We start from the raw sequence: 21118 nt of genomic DNA on the forward strand, positions 1-21118 counted from the left end.
CGATCTACTCCTTCAAAACAGCTTCAATATATTTTTCCGGATTCAGCAACGTCTCGGCCGCTTGATCAACGTAAGGAGACACCCATTCTGTACCCAATCCGAAGAGAAGAGACAGTAAGAGAAAAATAGCTGCCGGATAAAGAAGTCCTTTAGCGGTTCTATGATTTGGTTTTGGTGTTTCTTTTTCTTCGCCCCAAAACGCATGGATAAAGATCCTCAGCACAGAGTAAAGTACGAGCAGACTCGAGAGCAGAATCAGCATGGAAATCGTAAATTCACCTTCTGCGAAGCCGCCCTCCGCAATTTTAAGTTTGCCGACAAATCCGCTGAGAGGCGGGATGCCCGCAAGAGATACAGCTGAGATGAAAAACATCCACCCTAGAACAGGGTAGCGTTTGATCAGCCCGCCCATTTTGTGCAGGCTCGCTGTTCCTGCCAATGCGATCAGCGTCCCTGCCAGCATAAATAAAGCACCTTTAATCAGCATATCGTGAATCAGATAGTAAATCGCGCCTTGGATTGATGCAGGGGTATGAACTGCCACACCGAACAAAATCACACCCACAGCAGTAATAATGTTGTAGATCACAATTTTCATGACATTCGAATAAGCAAGTGAACCGATAACACCGAAAATTACAGTCAGTGCTGCGAGCCAAATCATCAGCTGATGGGTAAAGGCTGTATCGTGAATAAAAATCAATGTGAAGACTCTAGTGATCGCGTATAAACCGACTTTGGTGAGCAATGCGCCGAACAACGCGGAGATTGCCGCCGGAGGTGCGTAATAAGAGCCTGGAAGCCAAAAGTAAAGGGGGAAGATTCCGCCCTTCATGCCAAATACCAAAAGCAGCAGGACACCAATCACAGTGATCAGCCCGGTTTGCCCTGATTCGCTGATTTTCACACTAAGATCGGCCATGTTTAACGTACCGGTTACAGCGTATAAAAAGCCGACGCCGATGACAAATAAGGCAGACGATACGATATTAAACACAATATATTTAAGGGACTCCCGCAGCTGAATTTTTGTGCCGCCTAATACAATCAGCATATAGGAAGCAATAAGCAGGAGCTCAAAAAATACGTACATATTAAATAAATCGCCTGTTAAAAACGCTCCGCTGACACCGGCAAGCAAAAACTGAACGGCAGAGTAATAAAAGGAGCGCTCACGTTTTTCACCGACGGAACGGAAGGAATAAAGCACAACCAATAAACCAATTATTGATGTTGTGAGAACGAGCAGGCTGGCGAATTGGTCTGCGACCAGCACAATGCCGTACGGCGCTTTCCAGCCGCCCAAACTAAGTGTCTGGATACCATTTGTAAAGACAGTCTGTACGAGTATGCCACTGATCACAATCCCGATTGCCGATGCAGCAGTACTGAAGATCCGCATGAGCATAAGATTCTTCGTCATGAAAATCAGCAGAATGGCCGACAGAAGCGGGATCAGGATTGGCAAAATAACAAAATTATTCATGTTGATCATTTCCCCTCATTTGATCCATATCGTCCGATTTCAATTCCTGATAAGCGCGAAAGGCCATGACGAGGATGAATGATGTAACGCCAAATGAAATGACAATTGCGGTCAAAATCAGGGCTTGCGGAAGCGGATCGACAAATGATTTGGCATGCTCGCTCAAAATCGGAGCGGCACCTTTCTTTAATCCTCCCATGGTCAAAAGCATTAAATGAACGCCATGGCTTAACAGTGCTGTTCCGATAATGACGCGAAGCAGGCTTTTAGACAGCAGCAAATACGTAGCAGCCATAAAAATAATACCGGCTAAAACAGCCATTAAGATTTCCATTATTCTTCCTCTCCAATCGTTTGAATAATGGTCATCGTAACGCCTACGACAACAAGATAAACGCCTAAATCAAATATCGTCGCCGTGGCGAGCTCCGTTTTCCCAAGGATCGGCAGCTGAAAGTATCCGAATGCGTGGGTTAAAAAAGGAGCCCCGAAGACAAAGGAGCCAACCCCGGTTAATACTGCGAGCAGGAGGCCGGCTCCCGCGATATAAATGAAATTAACCGGCAAAATGGAACGCACGGTTTTTAAATCATATGCCAAGAGCAATAGAACGATGGAAGAGGACGTGATCAGTCCGCCGACAAAGCCTCCCCCAGGCGCGTTATGCCCCGATAAAAATGAATAGAAAGAGAAAAGCAAAATGATAAAGGATACCAGCTTTGTCACGGTTTGAAGAATTAAGTCATTTGTTTTTTGTTCATTCACCGCTTTTCCCCTCCTCGTTTACTTTTGTTTTAATCATGCTGTAAATGCCGAGAGCGGCAATCGTTAGTACCGTAATTTCAAACAGTGTATCAAATCCCCTGAAATCAACGAGGATGACATTGACGACATTATCCCCTCCGCCGAGATCATGGCTGTGTTCTAAGAAGAAGGACGAAATGCTGTCTTTTGTCCGCTGGCTTGATGATGCGATACCAAGCAGGGTAACGATAATGCCGACGCCGAAAGCAATAATAAAGTTCGTCAATCGGAACGTTCTCGTTTTCTTTTTCATCCTCAGTTTCGGCAGATGATAGAAGCAAAGCAGAAACAGGGCGACGGAAATCGTCTCAATGACCAGCTGAGTCAAAGCTAAATCGGGCGCTCTGAAAATCACAAAAAACAATGCGAGCGCATAACCGACGACACCAAGTGAGATAATCGCCGTCAGTCTTGATCTGGCAAAAACAGTTGCCGCTGTGGCGCTGATCATGACAAGCGTCAAAATAACTTCGTATACGCCGATTTTAGCCATGCCTTCCGTTGTAAAGGAAAATCCGCCTTTGATAACAAAAGCTCCGCCCATCAGAATGATGAAACCAGCAAAGATATACAGCAAATAATCCCTTAAAAACCCGGTCATATATTGTTTTGTGATTCGGTAGGACCCTTTCTCCATTAGCGTCACAAGCTTGTCGTATAACCGGTTGAGTGTGAGCTTCGAAGGAAACAGCTTATAGATTCCCTTCCACTTATTCAGCGACAAATATCCGATGGTGCCGATAACAATAATGCCTGCGGTCATCAGTACTTCTGTATTCAACCCGTGCCACTGTGAAATGTGAACATGGAATTTCTCATGGCTGTCCAGCAGTGTCGGATAGATCGAGTTCATTGCTGGCTCTATCAAGCTGTACGACAATATATTCGGGAAAAAGAAGAGACTGACAGCCAAAGCGACAAGAATGACAGGTGATACGAGCATGCCGATCGGCGCTTCGTGAGCCTGTTTTTTAAGCTGTTCAGGCTGGTAACTTCCTCTGAATGTTTTAAACAGCAATTTCATGCTGTAGATAAACGTAAATACGCTTCCGATCCAGGCGAGAACAGGGAATAGAATGCCCCATGTCTGTACGTTGAATAGATCGAAATGTGTCACGCGAAGCATGCTTGTGAAAAACATTTCTTTACTCAAAAACCCGTTAAACGGCGGTAGGCCTGCCATTGAAAATGTTCCGATTAAGGAAATCGTAAATGTAATCGGCATAATCGCCATCAGGCCGCCGAGCTTCCGGACATCCCGTGTGCCTGTTTCGTGATCGATAATCCCAACTGCCATAAACAAGCTTCCTTTAAAGGTTGCGTGATTGATTAAATGGAAAATGGCAGCCATGGCGGCAACTGTATAATATTCTGTATGGCCGTAATGAATAGCCGCAGCACTGACTCCGAGCATGGAAATGATCATCCCGAGCTGGCTGACGGTTGAAAATGCCAAAATTGATTTTAAATCAGTTTGTTTCACGGCATGGAATGAACCCCAAAGCATGGTAAAGAGCCCGACGAGGGAAACGATCCAAAACCACTGAGCTGAAAAGGCGAAAATAGGGCTGAATCTCGCAATCACATAAATGCCGGCTTTAACCATAGTAGCTGAATGGAGATAAGCGCTGACAGGTGTCGGAGCTTCCATTGCATCAGGCAGCCAGATATAAAAAGGGAATTGCGCCGATTTCGTAAATGCTCCTAATAAAATGAGAATCATAGCCGGCATAAACAATTCGTGGCCGGCAATCAATTGAACCTGATGAATCATCTCTCTAATACTGAAGGAATCCGTTATCAGATAGAGGAGAATAAATCCTCCGAGCATGCACAGCCCGCCACTGACCGTAATCAAAAGTGATTTGGCGGCGCCGTAGCGCGATTTCTCACGCTTATACCAATAGCCGATCAGCAAAAAGGACGAAAGGCTGGTAAGCTCCCAAAACATGTAGAGAACCATGACATTGTCTACAAGAACGACACCGAGCATGGCGCCCATGAACATCAGTAAGTAGATGTAAAAGGGCCCAAGCTGTTCTTTTTCTTTCGATAAATAAAAAATGCTGTAAAGAGTGACCAAAGAGCCGATGCCTGAGATCAGTAGGGCGAATAATAATCCCAGACCGTCTATATAAACGGTAAAGTTAATGCCAAGTGAAGGAATCCACTCAAATACCGACCTCAGTGTTTCTCCAGATTGTGTCATCCTGATCATTGGGAGAAAGTATATAAACAGCAAGACGGGCAGGATCAACACAAACCAGCCCGTATGCACTCTTTTTGCGTATTTTGCCAAAATGGGGATGATAAAAGCAAATATGAAAGGCGATAAAATAGCAAAATGTAAGAGTTGCAAAGTTAGACCTCCTTTTTCTCATTCTCAATTGAAAAATGCGCTATGTACCAAATATACGGTCAAACGATCTAGTCCAAATTATATCGCACTTTTCTGCAAGCTGCCACGCTTCGAACTGCGCAATGTTCTTTTACGAGTTCTTGTGACCTTAAAATAAGTCTAACAAAAATAATGTCATTTGTATATTTAAAATCATTCCTGATCAAGCTGAATGTAAGGAGCTGGTCATGTGAAAAGAAAGGTATTGATGTGCTCAAGTTTATTCTGCTCTGTATTTGCTGTGGCATTCATTTTAAATCAATATAACGGGCGCAGCGGTGCGGAGGCTAGTGAGGAGTGGGAGCTGTATTTATTGGAGCACCACCTCTCAGCCAGAATGAGTGAAATGGAATCAAGGGAGCTGCCGTTTGGCCCCCGGGAGTATATCCGGATTGTGAACAGATAAAAAAAGAGTTCCGCATATAACGGAACTCTTTTTCTAATTATGAAGTGAAAAAACGAAGCAGAATTGTCGCGCAAATAACTGTGCCTGCACCGCCGAGACGGGTGGAAATTTGCGCGAACGGCATAAGGCCCATTCTTCCTGACGCTGATAAAATCGCAACATCACCAGTTCCGCCGAGACCACTGTGGCAGCAGGTAACGATTGCTGATTCAACCGGGTACATGTTCATCAGCTTGCCCACAAAATATCCAGAAGCAATCATGGCGATAACGACTGAAATACAAATGAAGACAAACGGAATAGAAATCACAGATGCCACGTCATCCAATGGGATAAAGAGGATGCCGAGACCGACCATCAGCGGCCATGTAAAGCTTGAAGAAATAAACTTATAAAGCTGGTAAGCGCCATCTTCCATTTTTTTCGGAAGAATATTCGCATATTTGACAGCCGCTGCTGAAATAATCATTAAGATTGCGCCCGGGATGAAGATGAATTTCTCCAATAACCCGCCGAAAATAAAGAATGTACACGCGAGCAGAACGCCGGCTCCCATGAGTTTAAAATCGATTTTTGCTTCGGTTTCTTTTTGATTGAGAATCTCATTTGCTTTTTTAGATTTGACGAGGCGACCGTTTCCATTTAGATCTGGACGCTTATCGCCAAGCTTTTTCATTAAGGCAGCACAGATGATAGCAAAAACGTTTCCGATAATAGCGGCTGGTACCAGCTGAGACACATATACATCAGCGGATGAACCGAGTATTTGTGAATAGGCAATTGAGAGCGGCAAAATTCCCTCGCCTATTCCCCCGGCAATAATCGGTACAACGACAAAGAAAAAGGAATCGTAGGCACTGTAGCCAAAAATAAATCCGACGAGAATGCCGGCTGCAACTGCCGCGATTGTTCCGGCAACCAGTGGAACAAACATCCTGATAAACCCTTGTATTAAAACAGTTCTGTTCATTCCAAGAATACTTCCCACAACAAGACAAGCGATATAGAAATAAAGGAAGTTAGACGTTTTCATCAAGTTGGTTACAGCGTCTAAAGATGTTGAATTCAGCACATTGTAAAAGACTAAAAATGAAGGAACAAACAAAGATAAAATAGCAGGGCCGCCAATATCTTTCAATATCGGAATACGCTGGCCGATGTCTCCAAGAAACACACCTAGAATCATGATGATGACGAACCCGCCAAGCATGTTTGCGGGCAGCTCATTGTAATAGGCAGAAAGAATAATAATAACAGCTAACACTGTGTATAATGGCAGAGGAATCACACCGATTTCCCAGGTCCAGATTTTTTGAAACAGGTTTTTCTCCTGTGGGTCTTTTTGCTCAGGTGAAATTGTCCCCGTTTTTGGAATTGCTCCCATGTCATACACCCCCATGTATTGTTTGTTACAGTCTACAAGGAAGCGGTAACACTTCATAGTTTTTTAAGTTAAAAAACTAATAAACAATTAAATTAATAGAGACGTTTGGATTAGAAAAAAATCCCTGAGAAGCGTCTTCCCAGGGAGAATGTTTTCTCTTTTTTCCTATAAATAAGGCACGCCATTGGCTGTTGGCGCATCTGAACGCCCGATAAAGCCAGAGTCGTTCATACATAAGGCGGTATGTCTTTAAAAAGAGGGAGCGGAGAGCCGAGGGACTGCTGCCGTTATAGAAAAACACCTCCAAGTCTTATCCGTTTTCAAACTTGAAGGTGCTTTTTGTTTGTCCCATCTTATGGGGTCAGTCCCGGAGTGACCAGTGTTTTTTTAGAGGTATTGCTTAATTCCGTTAAGGTTTCCTGTGTTGACGTTGTACTGAAATACTGGTCTTCCGATAGTACCGTACGCCATTTCTACATTCAGAACCTGTATATCTTCAAGAAACTTCAGGTATTTTCGTATGGATACTTGAGAAATTTCTGTGTGCTTTGCCAAGTCTTCTGTCGTAAAAGATTCATTTTCAAATGACTGGATACTGGACCAAATCAGCTTCAGCGTGCTTTTTGTCAGGCCTTTAGGAAGCTGTACTTTTTCTGTTGCTTCTTTCTTTTGAAAAAGCTCGGCGTCCAGTTCTTTCTGGCTCATGTTGCGATGGGTTGAATATACCTTTTGTTTTCGTTTGTAATCAGACAGGGCAGTTTGGAAACGTTCAAATTCAAACGGTTTGATTAAATAATCGACAGCACCGTAACGAAGTGTTTTCTTGATAACGTCAAGCTCGCTGGCCGCTGAGATAACAATCACGTCAACTGCTTCATTTTGGGCTCTCAGTTCGGTTAGCAGTTCCAGCCCGTTTTTGCCCGGCATATAAATATCGAGCAAAATAAGGTCGATGTGATGCTCTCCTAAAATATGCAGAGCGCTTTGAAAGGAAGAGGCGATGCCTTTCAGCTGAAAGCCTTCTATTTGGCTTAAGTATCGTTTATTTAATTCACCCACCATGGGGTCGTCTTCAACTATTAGTACATTAATCATGATTTTCCTCCTTCGGTTCGTACGGGACGCGAAGACTGAATGTTGTTCCTTCATTCTCTTCGCTTGTGAGGATCATTTGGCCCTTTAAATTTTCGATGCTTTGCTGGGTAAAATAAAGGCCGAATCCACGGTTTTTGCCCTTTGTTGAATAGCCTTGTTCAAATACTTTGGCTTGATCTTTTTCGGACATGCCTGCTCCTGTATCGGTAATTTCAATGTCCAGTATGCTGTTATGAAAACGCATGGACATGGTAATTTGTTTTTTCGGCATATTGGCAACGGCGTCCAATGCATTGTTGATGAGATTTCCAATGATTGTAATGAGTTCATGGATGACTGAAGGGTCTGCCGCGTTCGGGATGACACCTTTGCATTTTATATCAAGATTTGCGCCCTGCTCCCGTATGAAGCTCTGTTTTCCGAGCAGAAAACCGGCCAGTACAGAGCTTTTGACATCATTTATAATTTCGCTTGTTTCTGACTTTTGCTGAATGGCAATATCTTTAATATAATCTCCAAGATCGTCATACTCTTTCAGCTGGACGAGGCCTAATATCACATGCAGTTTGTTCATAAATTCATGAGACTGCGCTCTCAATGCGTTTGCATACATTTTAACACCGGAAAGCTGTTCAGCTAAATGTTTTACCTCGGTTTTGTCCCGGAATGTCGCAATCGCTCCGACGGTTTGTCCTTTCAGTTGGATGGGAACTTCATTAAACACAAGCTCTAACCCGTTAATGCGGACGTCTCTGTCTTGAAGCGGTTTTTTTGTCTCAATGACCTTTTTCAAGCGGCTTTTCGGCAAGATGTCATTTACATCCTGTTCAACGGGATTCGTGTTGATGCCCATTTTCACGAATAGACGCTTTGCTTCCGCGTTGGCAAGTTTGATTTTGCCGTGTTCATCGACAGCAAGTATTCCTTCCTTCGTCGATTCCAGCATCGCGCTCCGTTCTTCAAGAAGAGTCGCAATTTCATACGGTTCGAGACCGTACATGATATTCTTTACCGTACGGGCAACGATAACAGCCCCGATGACACCGACGAAAATGCTGACGCAGATAATAAAGTAGAGCGGCCGTAAGCTGTGGCTGATCACTTCATCAATTTCATTTACGGTGATGCCGACCGCAACTGCTCCGACCTGTTTTCCATTCTCCGCATAGACAGGGACGAATGCTCTTTGCGATTTTCCGAGCGTGCCAGAGGCAGTGCTGATGTGGACATGACCATTTAATACTTCTGATTCATCGCCGCCTCTGAATTTTTTTCCAATTTTATTCGGGTCGGGATGGGTTTTGCGAATGCCGTCCATATCCATGACGACAACAAATTCCGTGCCGGTGATTTTCTGAACCCGTTTTGTGTAGTTTAGCAGCTCTTTCTGTTTTTTTCCGCTTACTAAAGCAGAAGCTGTGATTGGCGTCTCGGCTACCATTTCAGCAGTTTGCAGCGCAGTGGCTTTTTCCTGATCTCTAATCCGTGTGGTGGTTTGGGCACCTACTGTAAAAAATGTAATGAGCAGTGCGATTAACACAACGATACAAACAAATATGGTGAGTCTGGTTTGCAGTTTCAATGTTTTTTTCATTTAAAACTTCCTTACGTTTTATGATTCCTGCGTACTACTTTACTCTCAAAAAGCTGCTTTGTGAAGATTTGGGATCGTAATTCGTAAAAAGGAGAAAAAATGGAATAATTTATCTTGTCAATGTGTTTTAAGTCCTCCATAATAAATGAGGTAGATTATAGAAAGGGACTTTTTTATATGAAAAATACTTATTTGACAGGATACTTTCCGCTGATTGCGATCCTGCTTTTTAGTTCGTCGTTATCCATTTCAACTTCACTTTATGCGTTGAAGCTGCTGTCCTCATTTGGAATGTATGATGGAATGCTTGATTATTTTTCAGAAAAAGGGATCAGGCTTGCGTTATTTGCTGCCTTTGCACTTTTATATTTTATGGTTCTGTCCGCTCTGAAATTAATTGCGAATACCGTGACTGAGCTGTCATTGCTGTTTTTTGCCAATGATCCGGAAGGGAACAATCTGAAAAAAATCAGAATGGGTTCCATGATTTATTTAGGCGGCGGGATTTTATCCTTTGTGCTCTTGCAAAATGCCATCTGGATTGTGATCTGGTTTGCGGTCGTCACCCTCGCTTACTTTGTGTTTATCGTATATCGGATTTATTCGACGCTTTCCCTCATGTCATTAGTCGGATTCATTCTATTGGAACTGCTGTTTTGGTTTACCTTTGTTATCGGTATTCTGTTCATATTTATCAAGCTTTATAATAGCATAATGGCTAGCTTACCTGTGTAAGCTAGCCATTTTTTCGTTTACGGTAAAAATCTTTTTTTTATAGAAGGGGAGGGGAGCATACACTCATCTTTTTTGCCAAACCACTTATAACGGTTTTTAGCTATGATAGAGTAGGCCATATCTCTGAAAGGCTTCGGCACTGCGAAAAACAGGACAAAGAGGCGCCATGGGCCCCGCAGATGCCTGAAAACCTTAATGGCTGCAGTTGACTTTGTGTACACTTGGCCGTCTTCGAGAAAGACAAAGCTGTCAAAATGATCAGTCGGGAGCCCGCTTTTTTTCAGCAGGCTCTGTCCTGTTTCCGACTGCAGCGATGTAAAAGAAATCAGTCCGTCTGGATCACGTTTAATGATAAACTGCACGGCGCCATTGCATAAATTGCATACGCCGTCGAACAGCAAAACGCGATTAGGAAATTGTTCTGATGTCACGCCAGATCCCTCCGATCCTTTAATAAGCCGCTTGCAGCGTTCCTTTAAAGATGGAAAGCTGTGGGCTGATGCTGTGAAGATACTCAACGCTGCTCGGTGTATCTTTTCCGACCCAGACACCCATTGTGTACGTATCTGTCAGGCCGACAAACCACATATCGTGATAATCATTTGATGTTCCTGTTTTACCGCCGATGTAAGGCGCTTTAAAATATGCTTTTTTCCCTGTCCCGCTTTTCACAACGGAAGACATTAGTTTTTTCAGCTGCATGTTTGTGCGGACACTGAATATTTGAGTCGATTTATCATTCCATTTATAAAGCGTTTTTCCTTTAAGGTCAGTCACCTTTGTAATCGCATGGCTCGGCGTATAGCTTCCGCTATTGCCGAATGTCGTATACGCCTTTGTCATCTCAAGAGGCGTCATGCCGTTTGTAAATCCGCCAAGCGCGGCAGGGAGAAGATAGTCGCTGTCGACAAGTTTGGCAAAATGATACGGCTCAATATAACTGAATGCTTTTTGGATGCCGACACGGTCCAGCATTCTGATGGCCGGTGTATTATATGAATTTTTAAATGCCGTGTCGAGCGTCACTGTCCCGTACGTCCGGTTATTGTAGTTTTGCGGACAGTAATCTCTGCTGCAAAACTTGCTGGCATCAATGGTGCTGCTTGCTGTCGCACCGGTCTGTTCAATATAAGGGCCGTAATCAAGAAGCGGCTTAATAGATGAACCCGGCTGTCTGTATGCCTGATAGGCGCGGTTAAAGTCATATTTTTGATAGTTTTTCCCGCCGGATAAAGCGATGATTTGATGCGTCTGGTGATTAATCACAGCTGCTCCGCCCTGTACGTCCGCATACGGGAGCTTGGCATTCATTTGTGCCACAACCTGATTTTGCATATACGGATCAAGTGCAGTATAAATTTTCACGCCGTCTTTCATCAGAGTGCTGACTCTTGCGGACAGCTCGTTTTCAATTTTTTCTTTTTGTTTCCCTGACGCTTTTTGAAGACGCTTATCATAGCCTTCTGATTCAGACACCAGTTGAGTGAATTCATCATTGACATAGGAAACGTAGTCTGGATATTTGTCTTCTCTCTTTTCAATATCCAGTTTGATTTTTTGTTTGACAGCTTTTTTCAGCTCTTTATCCGTAATGACCCCGGCATCTTTTAACCCTTTAAGCAAACGTTCTTGACGGTTTTTCGTGTAGTCAAAATGCTTGAGAGGATCATATAATGTAGGGTTATTAGGTATTGCACAGATAAAAGCCATTTCTCCCACTGTGAGAGATTTCAGCGGTTTGCTGAAATAGAATTCAGCCGCTGAACCGACGCCGTACACGCCATTGTTAAAGTAAATGGTATTTAAGTAAGCTTCAAGAATTTCATTTTTCGTATACTTTTTCTCTAGCTGATAAGAATACGCGAGCTCAGTCAGCTTTCGGCTGAAGGAGCGTTCATGGCTTAAATACAAATTTCTTGAAAGCTGCTGTGTGATGGTGCTTGCGCCCTGATCAATTTTCTTGTCTTTTACGTTAGAAGCGGTTGCCCGCACCATTCCCATAAAGTCAAAGCCTTTATGTTCGTAAAAATGCCGGTCCTCAGACGTTAAGAAAATCTGTTTGACTTCCTCTGGAATCTTGTTAAATGGAACGAGCACGCGGTTTTCATGATCGCTGACAATTTCCGAGACCAAGGAGCCGTCCCTGTCATACATGTAGCTGTTCTGAACTAGGCTGATATCTTTCAGATTAATATTTTTATCAAGCACCTGATCCAGGGATCTCATTTGTTTTACTTCTTTTCCGGAAGCGATAACTGTAAATGCAAACAATGGGATTATGCAAAGGAGCAAAATCCATCCGATTATTTTTCGTAACATGGTCACTCTCTTTTCTCCTAAATTCTAGCCATATCGTACCATTCTTTTGAGTTTACGAGAAGGTTAAATTTAGAAGATTCCACAGTTTTTTTCTGATAATCAGCTTGCTTTGGCATAAGAATCTTTCCGGAATTTCTGCATGATCCAAAGCATGCAGGCGCCGGCGAAAAAGAGAAATGCTGTGACATAAAAGGCGGCTGAAATTGTAAAATGGCTCGATATAATTCCGCCCAGAAGAGGCCCGAGCACGTTTCCTAAAAAGCGAAAGCTGACATTGTAGCCGAGAACTTCTCCTTGAATGCTGCCGGGAGCCTGAACGCGGATCGCTGCCGTGATGCATGGTAGCAAACCGCCCATCGCCATTCCGAATAAAAATCTGAAAACAAGGAGCACGTTAAGTGAGGACGCGAGCGCCTGCGGAATAAAAAAGAAAGAGGCGGCAAGTAAAAGTCCGATTAAAATGCGGCGGTGGCCGTAGCGGTCGCCCAGATCACCCCATTTTCTAGCCAGCAGCAAACTCCCGAGCCCCGTTGCTGAAAATGCCATACCGGAGAAAAAAGCCAAATTGACAGGTCCGTGCAGCTCATTTACATATAAAGCGAGCAGCGGCTGGATACTGAAATTGCCTGTTTGAATCAGCATGGTTAACAGCATCATGACCCAAAGCGCCGGCTGGTGAAAAATATAGGAGAGCACTTCTTTTCTCGTGTAAGACGTACGTTTGGCTGTCTTCTCTGCAAGAGGCTTTTCTTTGACACCGATTAACACGAGAAGCACTGATAAGAAAATCACAAAGGATGTGATAAAAAAGGTATACGTAAAGCCGAAACGATCAGCAAGCAAGCCTCCCAAAAGCGGGCCGAACAAGCTTCCGGACACTTGCCCCATTTGCAGCGTACCGAGGGTTTTACCGGCTGAGCTCTTTGGAGTCTGTGCCGAAATCATCGCAAGAGATGTCGGGATGAATCCGGTTACAAGCCCCATTGCCATACGCAGAAAAAACAATTGGTACACCGATGTAACAAAGCCCATTAATAAAATACTGAGGGCAATGCCCGTTCCGGTTGCCATAAGTATTTTCTTGTATCCGCGTTTGTCTCCGAACCGCCCCCAAAACGGGGATACCAAAAATGCCATGAGAAATGTAATGCCGAAGACATAGCCGCTCCACCTTTGCACAAAGCCGTTTGAAAAAGTGCTGAGCGTCTCAATGTATAAGGAGAGAAAAGGAACAATCATCGTTGTGCTGGCAGAGACAAAAAAATTGGCCAGCCACACAATGACAAAGTTTTTCTTACGGATAGAAATAACATCACCTTCTTATTATTTCGGGTTCCTTATTAATTATAAAGAAACGGTTCAGAATTTAAAAGAAACAAAGCGGCTGGGAAAATTCATTATTTTTAGAAAATGAAGAAAGGTCAAGAAGGGAAATAGATATACTATAAAGATAGCAATTTCTGATCGGAGGAAAGGCAGGTGTAAAAAAGGTGACGACAAACAGCTTACTCATTATTGATTTCGAATTTACGATGCCCGACGGAAAGTACAGTCCGCAAAACTTTTTCCCGGAAATCATTGAAGCAGGAATTGTAAAATCGATTGATGATGAAGTAGTTGAGACGTTTTCTAGCTATGTCAGACCGAAAAAATTCCCGAAGCTGACGAAACGCTGCAAATCATTTTTAAAAATAACTCAAAAGCAGGTAGATGAGGGGATGAGGTTCGAAGATTTTATTCATAAACTAAACGAGCTTGATCCTGAGAAAAACAGCACGATTATAACGTGGGGAAACATGGACATGAAAGTCCTGAAGCAAAACTGTATGTTTAACCATATTCCTTTCCCATTTAAAGGAGAAATGAGAGATTTATCGCTTGAATACAAAAACTTTTTTGGAGACCGGACACTTACGGGGTTATGGAAAGCTGCCGAAGAGTATGGAGATACCGGAACCGGCACCCATCATAAAGCGCTTGATGACGCCCTCACTGCTTATAAGCTTTTTAAGCTTGTTGAGCAGGATAAGCAGTATCTCGAAAAGCCAAAACCTCCGACAATCGGCGAAAGAATCGATTTATCCGAACTGTTCAAGCGCGCAACATAAAAAACCCAATCTTTTGTCAGACTGGGCTATGGCCGGTTAAAATATTCTTTTTCTAAAACATCCAGATTATTTAGGGAGCGCTTTGCCCACGCCGAACCATCTTCATTCAATTTGGCTCTCAGCTGTGCTGCCGCTTCCCGCAGAGACTCGGTATAATCCGGCACTTCACCATCATAGGGCTTCACCATATGATGGGGGATATTGGTCTGTTCGCCATATGCGAGCGCTTTTCTCTCATGGAAAAAGGGCACATCCGCCTGTTTTGGATGATGGAGGTCTCCTTGAGTAGGATGGGTGAGAACCGCTTTGATTTTCACTAAATAATGCTGTGGCCTGCAAGCGGTAACTTCTCCTATGTATACACCTGTTTTGTAAAATCCTTTAACGATAGAGCCAGTCTCAAACGTGCTCATCTTTCATCACCTCGCATTTATTCTATAAAAGTTCCAATCGATTTGCTAGTGAGGAAGATCAGCGGGGAGCTTAATTGTTACCGTGGTGCCTTTTTGGATGCTGCTGTTAAAAGAAATGGTTCCGTGATGATGTTTTATAATTGAAAAGGTCACGGTAAGCCCGAGTCCAGTTCCGTTCGTTTTTAATGAGTAATAAGGCTCGCCGAGTTTTTGCATTTGATTGTCTGTCATGCCGACTCCATTATCTGAGATGTGAATCATAATCGTTTGGCCGTTTCTTTTGGCTGATATGCGGATTAACCCCTCCCCATGGGGAACGGCTTCTATGCTGTTTTTCATTAGGTTGATGACAGCCTGCTTCAGCTTTGTTGAATCTCCGTGTATGAAGAGGCCCGGCTCTGCTTCAGACTCGACGGTGACAGACTTGTAATTGGCATATGAAACCATAAGTGAGCTTGTCTCTTTGATAAGAGCTGATAAATCAAAAACCTCTTTTTCGTACAATTGCTGTTTGGCCATATCGAGATAGTTTGTAATAATGTCTTGCGCCCTATCAAGCTCTGACAGTACAAGCTTTTTGTAATCCGCGCACGACTTATTTTGAAGAGTTTCGTCATTGAAAAGCAGCTGGACAAACCCGCGGACAACTGTCAGCGGATTCCTGACTTCATGAGCGACGCTCGCTGCCAGTTCACTCACAATCGTCATTTTTTCTGAATGGATCAGCTGTGAACGCAGGGCGATATTTTCGGCGATGCTTTCTATAATATAGATGCTTAAAAGAAGAACGCTGGAGCGGAACAGCCCTGAGACAGCTGCCTCATAAAGTAATGTTTCTGATTTTTGAAAATTTGAAATATTCAAGGCGGAAAAAATCCAGCTGGAGGCAAAAAATAAGAGGATCTCTAAGCAGCTTATCAACAAAGACAGAACCAGTTTTTTCGCTTTGGACATGAATGGCCATTTTTTCTGAAATAAGATTGGGATGATGATGATAGAAAAAGGCAGCAAAGTGAAAGCAAACATTGCGGAAGGTTCGTAAAACAGCAGTTCGAAACATAAGACAGATGCGGCGACTGTAAGCCCGGACGCGGTGCTAATGTAGAATAAACAAATGGTAACAGGAATTGTCTGAAGGCCGTATTGTATGTAGTCCATTTCGTGAATAGGAAATATAATGCATAAAACGGAGGCGCCGCAGGCGAATAACGTGACCAACCCGCTGTTTATTTTGGGCACAAGGACCGTCGGCTTTCCAAGCCAAAATACTTGGTAAAGAAGAATAGGAAACAAAATAAAGCAGATATGCAGGAGATAGTCTTTTAGAATTTCCATCGTGTGAAATCCTTTCATATAAAATATGTATCTATTATAACATTAAATATTAGAAGTAATGTATAAAATTCCTTTATAAAGAACGCCTTTACGAAGGAAGACGTAAAGGCGATAAACAGGAAATATTTTACCCTAAGGCTGCTTTGATACGGCGCAGGCCGTCCTGCAAGGTTTCGAGAGGGCATCCCGCGTTCAGGCGCATAAATCCTTCCCCGCCAGGCCCGTATTTCGTCCCGGGCTCTAAAATAACTTTCCCTTTTTTCAGCATCCTTTGCTGAAGCTCCGCGTCGGACAAGCCGTAAGCGCTGAAGTCGAGCCAGATCAGGTAAGATGCGTCCGGCTTTATCATTTTAACTTTCGGCAGCTCGGTACTCAAAAAGGCTTGGACTTCGTTCGTGTTTTTCTCAAGGTAAGAGATCAACTCATCGAGCCAAGGTCCGCCTTTGTCGTAAGCGGCCTCAATCGCAGTGACGGCAAACGCGTTCAATCCGCCTAATCCGTTGCGCTGAAGGCTGGCGGAAAACTTGGCACGCTTCAAACGATCAGGAATAATGATTGCTGACGCCTGCAATCCGGCGATATTGAATGTTTTGCTTGGTGCAGCGCATGTCACAGATATCTCAGCGAAATCGTCAGAGAGAGAAGCGAACGGTGTGTGTTTGTTTCCGTACAGCATTAAGTCGGAATGAATTTCATCCGATACAACTGTAACCCCATGCTCAAGACACAATTCACCGAGCTTCAGTAAATCCTCCCGTCCCCATGAACGGCCTGAAGGGTTTTGAGGATTGCATAAAATAAATAATTTGACGCTTGGATCACTAAGCTTCGTCTCCAAATCTTCAAAATCCATTGCATACGTGCCGTCTTTTTTTTGCAGCGGATTATGTAATATGTGCCGGCCGTTTTTCTCAATCATATGGTAAAAAGGCGTATAAACAGGAGGCTGGACAACCACTTGGTCTTCAGGCTCTGTGAAAGCTTGTACCGCCATGCTCAAAGCTGTGACAACGCCCGGGCTGAATGTGATGCTTTCTGGGTTCACCTTCCAGCCATGCCTGTTTTGCATCCATCCGCACACCGCAACCTTTGTTTTTTGATCCGGAGCCGTATAACCGAAAATCCCGTGGTCGAGGCGCTCTTTTAATGCTTCAGTTATCGCTTTCGGCGCGCGAAAATCCATATCCGCCACCCACATCGGGAGTGCATCTGTCACGCCGAATAATTCGCCTGTTTTGTCCCATTTGACTGATTGGGTTCCAAGGCGTTCTTCTCGTTTATCAAAATCCATTCTATTACCCCCTCATGTAGTTAGTTCTTCTTAACATAACTATGATAAAATTGAACTGCAAATTTTATTATAAGCGGTGATGAATATGGAAGAAAGTCAAGCGGTCAGGGAAATGATCAAGATTATTGCCAAATGGGATCCGTTTAAATATGGAGAAGAGTTTTACGAAACAGAGGCTGTTGATGTCGTGCAGGCTGTCTATGATGAAGACGATCCCGACGTGCTGGCAAAAAGCATTCAGCAGATATTTGAAGCTTCTTTTGAACAAACGCTGCCGATTGACAGCTGCCGGGAAGTGGCTGGCCAGCTTTTATTCATTAAAGACAGCAGCTCCTGTACGCCTTAAAAAACCGGTTCTGTACCGGTTTTTTGTTATTTGATAAACTCTGCAATGTGTTCGGAAACGAGTTCAGGCCGTTCCTCAGGCACCAGATGTCCAGTCTGATCGAGTGAGTACAGCACGGAATCGGGCAAATCTCCGTGAAGCCGTTTACCAATCTCCAAAGGGACGATTCGGTCCTCCTCGCCCCAAATCAATAAAGCAGGCTTGTTCATTTTCTGTAACTGCTCGGGACCTAAATCTCCTTCTCTATGGCGGATAAACCTTGTCATGGCTTTGAAAATCTGCTCGTCTTGAAACGGCCTGCCATAGCCGTCAATCATCTCTTCATCGATCAGTGATTTGTCATGCACAACATTTAGCAAATTTTTCATTACGCCTTCTTTCGAGAGCCAGCGCTTGACATAAAGATGAAAATACGGAAGATGGGTCCCGAAAATGATCGATGGGTGCGAACGTTTTAAATACCCTGAACTGCAAAGCAGCACAATCCTTGAAAAAAGCTCCGGCTTTTGGAGAGCAGCAGCCAGCGAAATCTGTCCGCCCATAGAATGGCCGACAAGCGCAGCCTGCTTGACTTGCAAGTGTTCCAAAATCCCGATGACAAGCTTAGCGAGGTTTTGATAGGTATAGATAAAAGTTCTTGATTTTTCAGATTGGCCGAAAGGAGGCAAATCAAGCGCGATGATGTCGTACCTGTCCTGAAGGAGAGGGATGACTTTTCTGAAGCTGAAAGCAGACGATAAAAAACCGTGTATGCAAACCAGCGTTTGCCTGCCCGGATTTTGATAATGTTCGTAATATACATTTACGCCATCGACTGTTAGCCGCCTTGTTGGTGAAACCGCCTCCATTCTATGTCACTTCCTTTCATGTGATGTCTGTATTGTGCCCTGAAATTGTCAATTCTAGCGGAAGTTTCTCCTCGTTTTTTTCTTAGCATTCGTCAAAAAACGTGATATAATGTCATGAGATTTCTTGACATTGCAAAGGTGTGAATCGAATGAAATTGACAGAAAAAGAAACAGAAATATTAGAAATTTTAGACGAAAACAGCCGTGCCGATTTAGAAACAATCGCAAAGATGGCGGGTATCCCTGTAAATGAAGTCCAAACTATTATTGACAAGCTGGAAAAAGAAAAGGTTATCATTGATTATTCCGCTATGATTGACTGGCGAAAAGTCGACGGACATGAAGGGGTCACAGCCATGATTGACGTGAAAGTAACGCCGAAGCGGGGAGTCGGTTTTGATGAAGTGGCAGAACGGATCTACCGGTTCCAAGAGGTTGAATCAGTTTACCTGATGTCAGGAGTGTACGATTTGTCTGTCGTGATTCGCGGTAATTCAATGTCTGACGTAGCGCGGTTTGTTTCAGATAAACTATCCACGCTTGATTCAGTTGTCTCTACGACAACCCATTTTATCCTGAAAAAATACAAGCATGACGGCAAAGTGTTTGAAACAGGAGACGACGACAAAAGAATTGTGGTGTCACCGTAAATGTCTTCTTATTTATCTGATTATGTACAACAAATAAAGCCGTCCGGCATCCGCAAATTCTTTGATCTGGCAGCAACGATGGAAGGCGTCATTTCTTTAGGCGTCGGCGAACCTGATTTTGTTACCGCGTGGAATGTCCGAGAAGCAAGCATCCTCTCCCTTGAACAAGGATATACGTCATACACGGCAAATGCCGGTTTATACTCTTTGAGAGAAGAAATCAGCCGTTATTTGAGCAGCAGGTTTGACCTTAGCTACTCGCCAGACAATGAGCTGATTGTGACAGTAGGGGCAAGTCAGGCTTTGGATATTGCGATCCGCGCCATTGTGAATCCAGGTGAGGAAGTCATCATTCCTGAGCCGTGTTTTGTGGCGTACGAAGCGCTTGTTTCTTTGGCAGGCGGTATCCCGGTTCACGTTCATACAACGGCAGACAAAGGGTTTAAAGCAACGGCTGCGGATTTTGAAGCGGCAGTCACTGAAAAAACAAAAGCCATTCTCATCTGCTCGCCTTCGAATCCGACAGGTTCAGTTTATACAAAGGAAGAGCTGAATGAGATTGCTGAGTTTGCCAAAAAACATGATGTCATCGTCTTAGCAGACGAGATCTACGCGGAGCTGACATATGATGAGGAATTTACAAGCATAGCGGCATTACCGGGAATGAAGGAACGGACGGTTGTCATCTCAGGCTTTTCAAAAGCGTTTGCGATGACGGGCTGGAGGCTCGGTTTTGCCGCAGCACCACCTTTGCTTCGGGATGCAATGCTTAAAATTCACCAGTATGCGATGATGTGCGCGCCGGCAATGGCGCAGTTTGCCGCCCTTGAAGGCTTGAAGAACGGCATAGAAGATGTAGAAAAAATGAAAAAAAGCTACCGGAGAAGGCGAAATTTATTTGTGGAAACGCTCAATGAAATCGGCCTCAGCTGTCATCATCCAGGCGGCGCTTTCTATGCTTTTCCATCCATCAAAAGCACGGGAATGAGCTCGGAGCAGTTTGCCGAAGAGCTTCTGACGCAGGAAAAAGTGGCTGTTGTTCCGGGAAGTGTGTTTGGTCCGAGCGGTGAAGGGTATATTCGCTGTTCATACGCAACCTCAATTGAGCAGCTTCAAGAAGCGTTAGTCAGAATGAAACGCTTCCTGCATAAAACAACATAAAAAAAGATACGAACCTTTTGTTCGCATCCAATAAAAGGGGGAATACTAGAAAGCCTTTAGTATTTTCAGGTTACCCCCTTTTTGCTGTGTATAAACGTGGTTTCTTAATAAAAAGTTTTCTTTGCGGAAATTAGACATGTGTGATATAATTTTAAATTGCGTATAAACAGATATTTAATTTAACTTAGGAGTTGTTATGAATGGCAGCAAAATTTGAAGTGGGCAGTGTTTACACTGGTAAAGTTACAGGATTACAAGCGTATGGTGCGTTTGTTGCATTAGATGAAGAAACTCAAGGTTTAGTACACATTTCTGAAGTGACTCACGGTTTCGTAAAAGATATCAACGAGCACCTTTCAGTTGGCGACGAAGTACAAGTAAAAGTACTTGCTGTTGATGAAGAAAAAGGAAAAATCAGCCTTTCAATTCGTGCGACACAAGCCGCGCCAGAGAAAAAAGAAAGCAAACCAAGAAAACCTAAAGCTGCACAAGTAAGTGAAGAAGCTTCTACACCACAAGGTTTCAACACATTAAAAGATAAGCTTGAAGAGTGGATTGAAATGTCCAACCGCAAAGACCTTATCAAAAAATAAGCATAAAAAAGCACCGGACAGGAATGGGACTGACCCCATAAGATGAGACAAAAAAAAACACCTTCAAGTTTGAAAAAGGATGATTGTTATCCGAAATTAGACTTGGAGGTGTTTTTTCTATGAGGACAAGAGTGAGTTATTCGGTTGAAGTG

22 protein-coding genes are annotated in these 21118 nt (G+C 43.6%); 8 read left to right on the forward strand and 14 right to left on the reverse strand.

From position 1 onward, the window contains the following. Window positions 1–4 precede the first annotated feature (4 nt). The 4 genes from Q3W56_RS07475 to Q3W56_RS07490 are packed head-to-tail and all read right to left on the reverse strand — an operon-like array spanning window position 5 to window position 4649. The gene (locus Q3W56_RS07475; RefSeq protein ID WP_302895031.1) at window positions 5–1486 is read right to left on the reverse strand and encodes a Na+/H+ antiporter subunit D; all 1482 of its coding nucleotides are present in this window, start codon (window positions 1484–1486) and stop codon (window positions 5–7) included. Continuing rightward, complete coding sequence (locus Q3W56_RS07480; RefSeq protein WP_003220730.1) at window positions 1479–1820, reverse strand: Na(+)/H(+) antiporter subunit C; 342 nt, start codon at window positions 1818–1820, stop codon at window positions 1479–1481. The genes Q3W56_RS07475 and Q3W56_RS07480 overlap by 8 nt, the downstream gene beginning before the upstream one ends. Further along, on the reverse strand, window positions 1820–2251 hold the full coding sequence (locus tag Q3W56_RS07485; RefSeq protein WP_019715548.1) for a Na(+)/H(+) antiporter subunit B: 432 nt from the start codon (window positions 2249–2251) through the stop codon (window positions 1820–1822). The genes Q3W56_RS07480 and Q3W56_RS07485 overlap by 1 nt, the downstream gene beginning before the upstream one ends. Then, entirely contained in the window at window positions 2244–4649 is a 2406-nt protein-coding gene (locus Q3W56_RS07490) for a Na+/H+ antiporter subunit A (protein ID WP_302895032.1), read from the reverse strand. The genes Q3W56_RS07485 and Q3W56_RS07490 overlap by 8 nt, the downstream gene beginning before the upstream one ends. A 229-nt stretch (window positions 4650–4878) precedes the next feature. On the opposite strand from Q3W56_RS07490, the gene Q3W56_RS07495 reads away from it, so the two are divergent. Next, a complete protein-coding gene (locus Q3W56_RS07495) occupies window positions 4879–5094 on the forward strand; it encodes a hypothetical protein (RefSeq protein ID WP_019715546.1) in 216 nt (71 codons plus the stop codon). Window positions 5095–5131: 37 nt separating this feature from the next. On the opposite strand, the gene maeN is transcribed toward Q3W56_RS07495, so the two are convergent. The 3 genes from maeN to maeL all read right to left on the reverse strand — a co-directional run bounded on the left by maeN (window position 5132) and on the right by maeL (window position 9167). Beyond that, the gene (gene maeN / locus Q3W56_RS07500; RefSeq protein ID WP_302895033.1) at window positions 5132–6478 is read right to left on the reverse strand and encodes a sodium/malate symporter MaeN; all 1347 of its coding nucleotides are present in this window, start codon (window positions 6476–6478) and stop codon (window positions 5132–5134) included. Window positions 6479–6865: 387 nt separating this feature from the next. After that, window positions 6866–7573, reverse strand: a complete 708-nt coding sequence (maeM, locus tag Q3W56_RS07510) for a two-component system response regulator MaeM (RefSeq protein ID WP_019715545.1) — start codon at window positions 7571–7573, stop codon at window positions 6866–6868. Beyond that, window positions 7566–9167, reverse strand: coding sequence for a two-component system sensor histidine kinase MaeL (gene maeL, locus Q3W56_RS07515; RefSeq protein WP_302895034.1), 1602 nt, complete (start codon window positions 9165–9167; stop codon window positions 7566–7568). Before maeL ends, maeM begins: the two co-directional genes overlap by 8 nt. A gap of 177 nt (window positions 9168–9344) precedes the next feature. On the opposite strand from maeL, the gene Q3W56_RS07520 reads away from it, so the two are divergent. Next, the gene (locus Q3W56_RS07520) at window positions 9345–9902 is read left to right on the forward strand and encodes a YufK family protein (protein ID WP_019715543.1); all 558 of its coding nucleotides are present in this window, start codon (window positions 9345–9347) and stop codon (window positions 9900–9902) included. A 17-nt stretch (window positions 9903–9919) separates the two neighbouring features. On the opposite strand, the gene Q3W56_RS07525 is transcribed toward Q3W56_RS07520, so the two are convergent. From Q3W56_RS07525 to Q3W56_RS07535, 3 genes are all read right to left on the reverse strand, one after another. Further along, complete coding sequence (locus Q3W56_RS07525; RefSeq protein WP_302895035.1) at window positions 9920–10333, reverse strand: thiol-disulfide oxidoreductase DCC family protein; 414 nt, start codon at window positions 10331–10333, stop codon at window positions 9920–9922. Window positions 10334–10352: 19 nt separating this feature from the next. Beyond that, complete coding sequence (locus tag Q3W56_RS07530) at window positions 10353–12227, reverse strand: transglycosylase domain-containing protein (RefSeq protein ID WP_302895036.1); 1875 nt, start codon at window positions 12225–12227, stop codon at window positions 10353–10355. A gap of 93 nt (window positions 12228–12320) precedes the next feature. Continuing rightward, the gene (locus tag Q3W56_RS07535) at window positions 12321–13529 is read right to left on the reverse strand and encodes an MFS transporter (protein ID WP_368045762.1); all 1209 of its coding nucleotides are present in this window, start codon (window positions 13527–13529) and stop codon (window positions 12321–12323) included. On the opposite strand from Q3W56_RS07535, the gene Q3W56_RS07540 reads away from it, so the two are divergent. Continuing rightward, window positions 13432–13635: a hypothetical protein gene (locus Q3W56_RS07540; RefSeq protein WP_302895038.1), complete on the forward strand. Its 204-nt coding sequence runs from the start codon at window positions 13432–13434 to the stop codon at window positions 13633–13635. The two genes, Q3W56_RS07535 and Q3W56_RS07540, sit on opposite strands and share 98 nt — an antisense overlap. A 76-nt stretch (window positions 13636–13711) precedes the next feature. Next, window positions 13712–14329: a 3'-5' exonuclease KapD gene (gene kapD / locus Q3W56_RS07545; protein WP_302895039.1), complete on the forward strand. Its 618-nt coding sequence runs from the start codon at window positions 13712–13714 to the stop codon at window positions 14327–14329. Window positions 14330–14355: 26 nt separating this feature from the next. Here the strand turns inward: kapD and kapB are convergent, their stop codons facing one another. From kapB to Q3W56_RS07560, 3 genes are all read right to left on the reverse strand, one after another. Continuing rightward, on the reverse strand, window positions 14356–14742 hold the full coding sequence (gene kapB / locus Q3W56_RS07550) for a kinase-associated lipoprotein KapB (RefSeq protein WP_302895040.1): 387 nt from the start codon (window positions 14740–14742) through the stop codon (window positions 14356–14358). A gap of 45 nt (window positions 14743–14787) precedes the next feature. Further along, window positions 14788–16077: a sensor histidine kinase gene (locus Q3W56_RS07555; RefSeq protein ID WP_302895041.1), complete on the reverse strand. Its 1290-nt coding sequence runs from the start codon at window positions 16075–16077 to the stop codon at window positions 14788–14790. Window positions 16078–16204: 127 nt separating this feature from the next. Beyond that, window positions 16205–17368: a MalY/PatB family protein gene (locus Q3W56_RS07560; protein ID WP_302895042.1), complete on the reverse strand. Its 1164-nt coding sequence runs from the start codon at window positions 17366–17368 to the stop codon at window positions 16205–16207. Between the two features lie 85 nt (window positions 17369–17453). On the opposite strand from Q3W56_RS07560, the gene Q3W56_RS07565 reads away from it, so the two are divergent. Next, window positions 17454–17714 (forward strand): YugE family protein, encoded by a 261-nt coding sequence (locus Q3W56_RS07565; RefSeq protein WP_268398240.1) that lies wholly within the window; start codon window positions 17454–17456, stop codon window positions 17712–17714. Between the two features lie 26 nt (window positions 17715–17740). Here Q3W56_RS07565 and Q3W56_RS07570 read toward each other — a convergent pair whose 3' ends face one another. Further along, entirely contained in the window at window positions 17741–18562 is an 822-nt protein-coding gene (locus tag Q3W56_RS07570; RefSeq protein ID WP_019715534.1) for an alpha/beta fold hydrolase, read from the reverse strand. 149 nt (window positions 18563–18711) lie between these two features. Here Q3W56_RS07570 and Q3W56_RS07575 point away from each other — a divergent pair, with 149 nt between their 5' ends. The 3 genes from Q3W56_RS07575 (at window position 18712) to yugI (ending at window position 20966) form a co-directional block, all read left to right on the forward strand. Further along, entirely contained in the window at window positions 18712–19212 is a 501-nt protein-coding gene (locus Q3W56_RS07575) for an Lrp/AsnC family transcriptional regulator (protein WP_003220765.1), read from the forward strand. Beyond that, window positions 19213–20373, forward strand: coding sequence for an aminotransferase (locus tag Q3W56_RS07580; RefSeq protein WP_302895043.1), 1161 nt, complete (start codon window positions 19213–19215; stop codon window positions 20371–20373). 200 nt (window positions 20374–20573) lie between these two features. Then, window positions 20574–20966, forward strand: a complete 393-nt coding sequence (gene yugI, locus Q3W56_RS07585; RefSeq protein WP_003228864.1) for a S1 domain-containing post-transcriptional regulator GSP13 — start codon at window positions 20574–20576, stop codon at window positions 20964–20966. Window positions 20967–21118 lie beyond the last annotated feature (152 nt).

Source organism: Bacillus sp. C28GYM-DRY-1 (genome assembly GCF_030519405.1).
Taxonomy (GTDB): domain Bacteria; phylum Bacillota; class Bacilli; order Bacillales; family Bacillaceae; genus Bacillus; species Bacillus spizizenii_A.

What these genes read in the sequence shown, in the direction of transcription:
- Q3W56_RS07520 (WP_019715543.1), top strand. Translation starts at nt 9,345, where the DNA reads ATGAAAAATACTTATTTGACAGGATACTTTCCGCTGATTGCGATCCTG.
- Q3W56_RS07560 (WP_302895042.1), bottom strand. Translation starts at nt 17,368, where the DNA reads ATGGATTTTGATAAACGAGAAGAACGCCTTGGAACCCAATCAGTCAAA.
- Q3W56_RS07575 (WP_003220765.1), top strand. Translation starts at nt 18,712, where the DNA reads ATGAAATTGACAGAAAAAGAAACAGAAATATTAGAAATTTTAGACGAA.
- maeL (WP_302895034.1), bottom strand. Translation starts at nt 9,167, where the DNA reads ATGAAAAAAACATTGAAACTGCAAACCAGACTCACCATATTTGTTTGT.
- yugI (WP_003228864.1), top strand. Translation starts at nt 20,574, where the DNA reads ATGGCAGCAAAATTTGAAGTGGGCAGTGTTTACACTGGTAAAGTTACA.
- Q3W56_RS07565 (WP_268398240.1), top strand. Translation starts at nt 17,454, where the DNA reads ATGGAAGAAAGTCAAGCGGTCAGGGAAATGATCAAGATTATTGCCAAA.
- Q3W56_RS07475 (WP_302895031.1), bottom strand. Translation starts at nt 1,486, where the DNA reads ATGAATAATTTTGTTATTTTGCCAATCCTGATCCCGCTTCTGTCGGCC.
- maeN (WP_302895033.1), bottom strand. Translation starts at nt 6,478, where the DNA reads ATGGGAGCAATTCCAAAAACGGGGACAATTTCACCTGAGCAAAAAGAC.
- Q3W56_RS07580 (WP_302895043.1), top strand. Translation starts at nt 19,213, where the DNA reads ATGTCTTCTTATTTATCTGATTATGTACAACAAATAAAGCCGTCCGGC.
- Q3W56_RS07480 (WP_003220730.1), bottom strand. Translation starts at nt 1,820, where the DNA reads ATGGAAATCTTAATGGCTGTTTTAGCCGGTATTATTTTTATGGCTGCT.
- Q3W56_RS07540 (WP_302895038.1), top strand. Translation starts at nt 13,432, where the DNA reads ATGTATAAGGAGAGAAAAGGAACAATCATCGTTGTGCTGGCAGAGACA.
- Q3W56_RS07555 (WP_302895041.1), bottom strand. Translation starts at nt 16,077, where the DNA reads ATGGAAATTCTAAAAGACTATCTCCTGCATATCTGCTTTATTTTGTTT.
- Q3W56_RS07570 (WP_019715534.1), bottom strand. Translation starts at nt 18,562, where the DNA reads ATGGAGGCGGTTTCACCAACAAGGCGGCTAACAGTCGATGGCGTAAAT.
- maeM (WP_019715545.1), bottom strand. Translation starts at nt 7,573, where the DNA reads ATGATTAATGTACTAATAGTTGAAGACGACCCCATGGTGGGTGAATTA.
- kapB (WP_302895040.1), bottom strand. Translation starts at nt 14,742, where the DNA reads ATGAGCACGTTTGAGACTGGCTCTATCGTTAAAGGATTTTACAAAACA.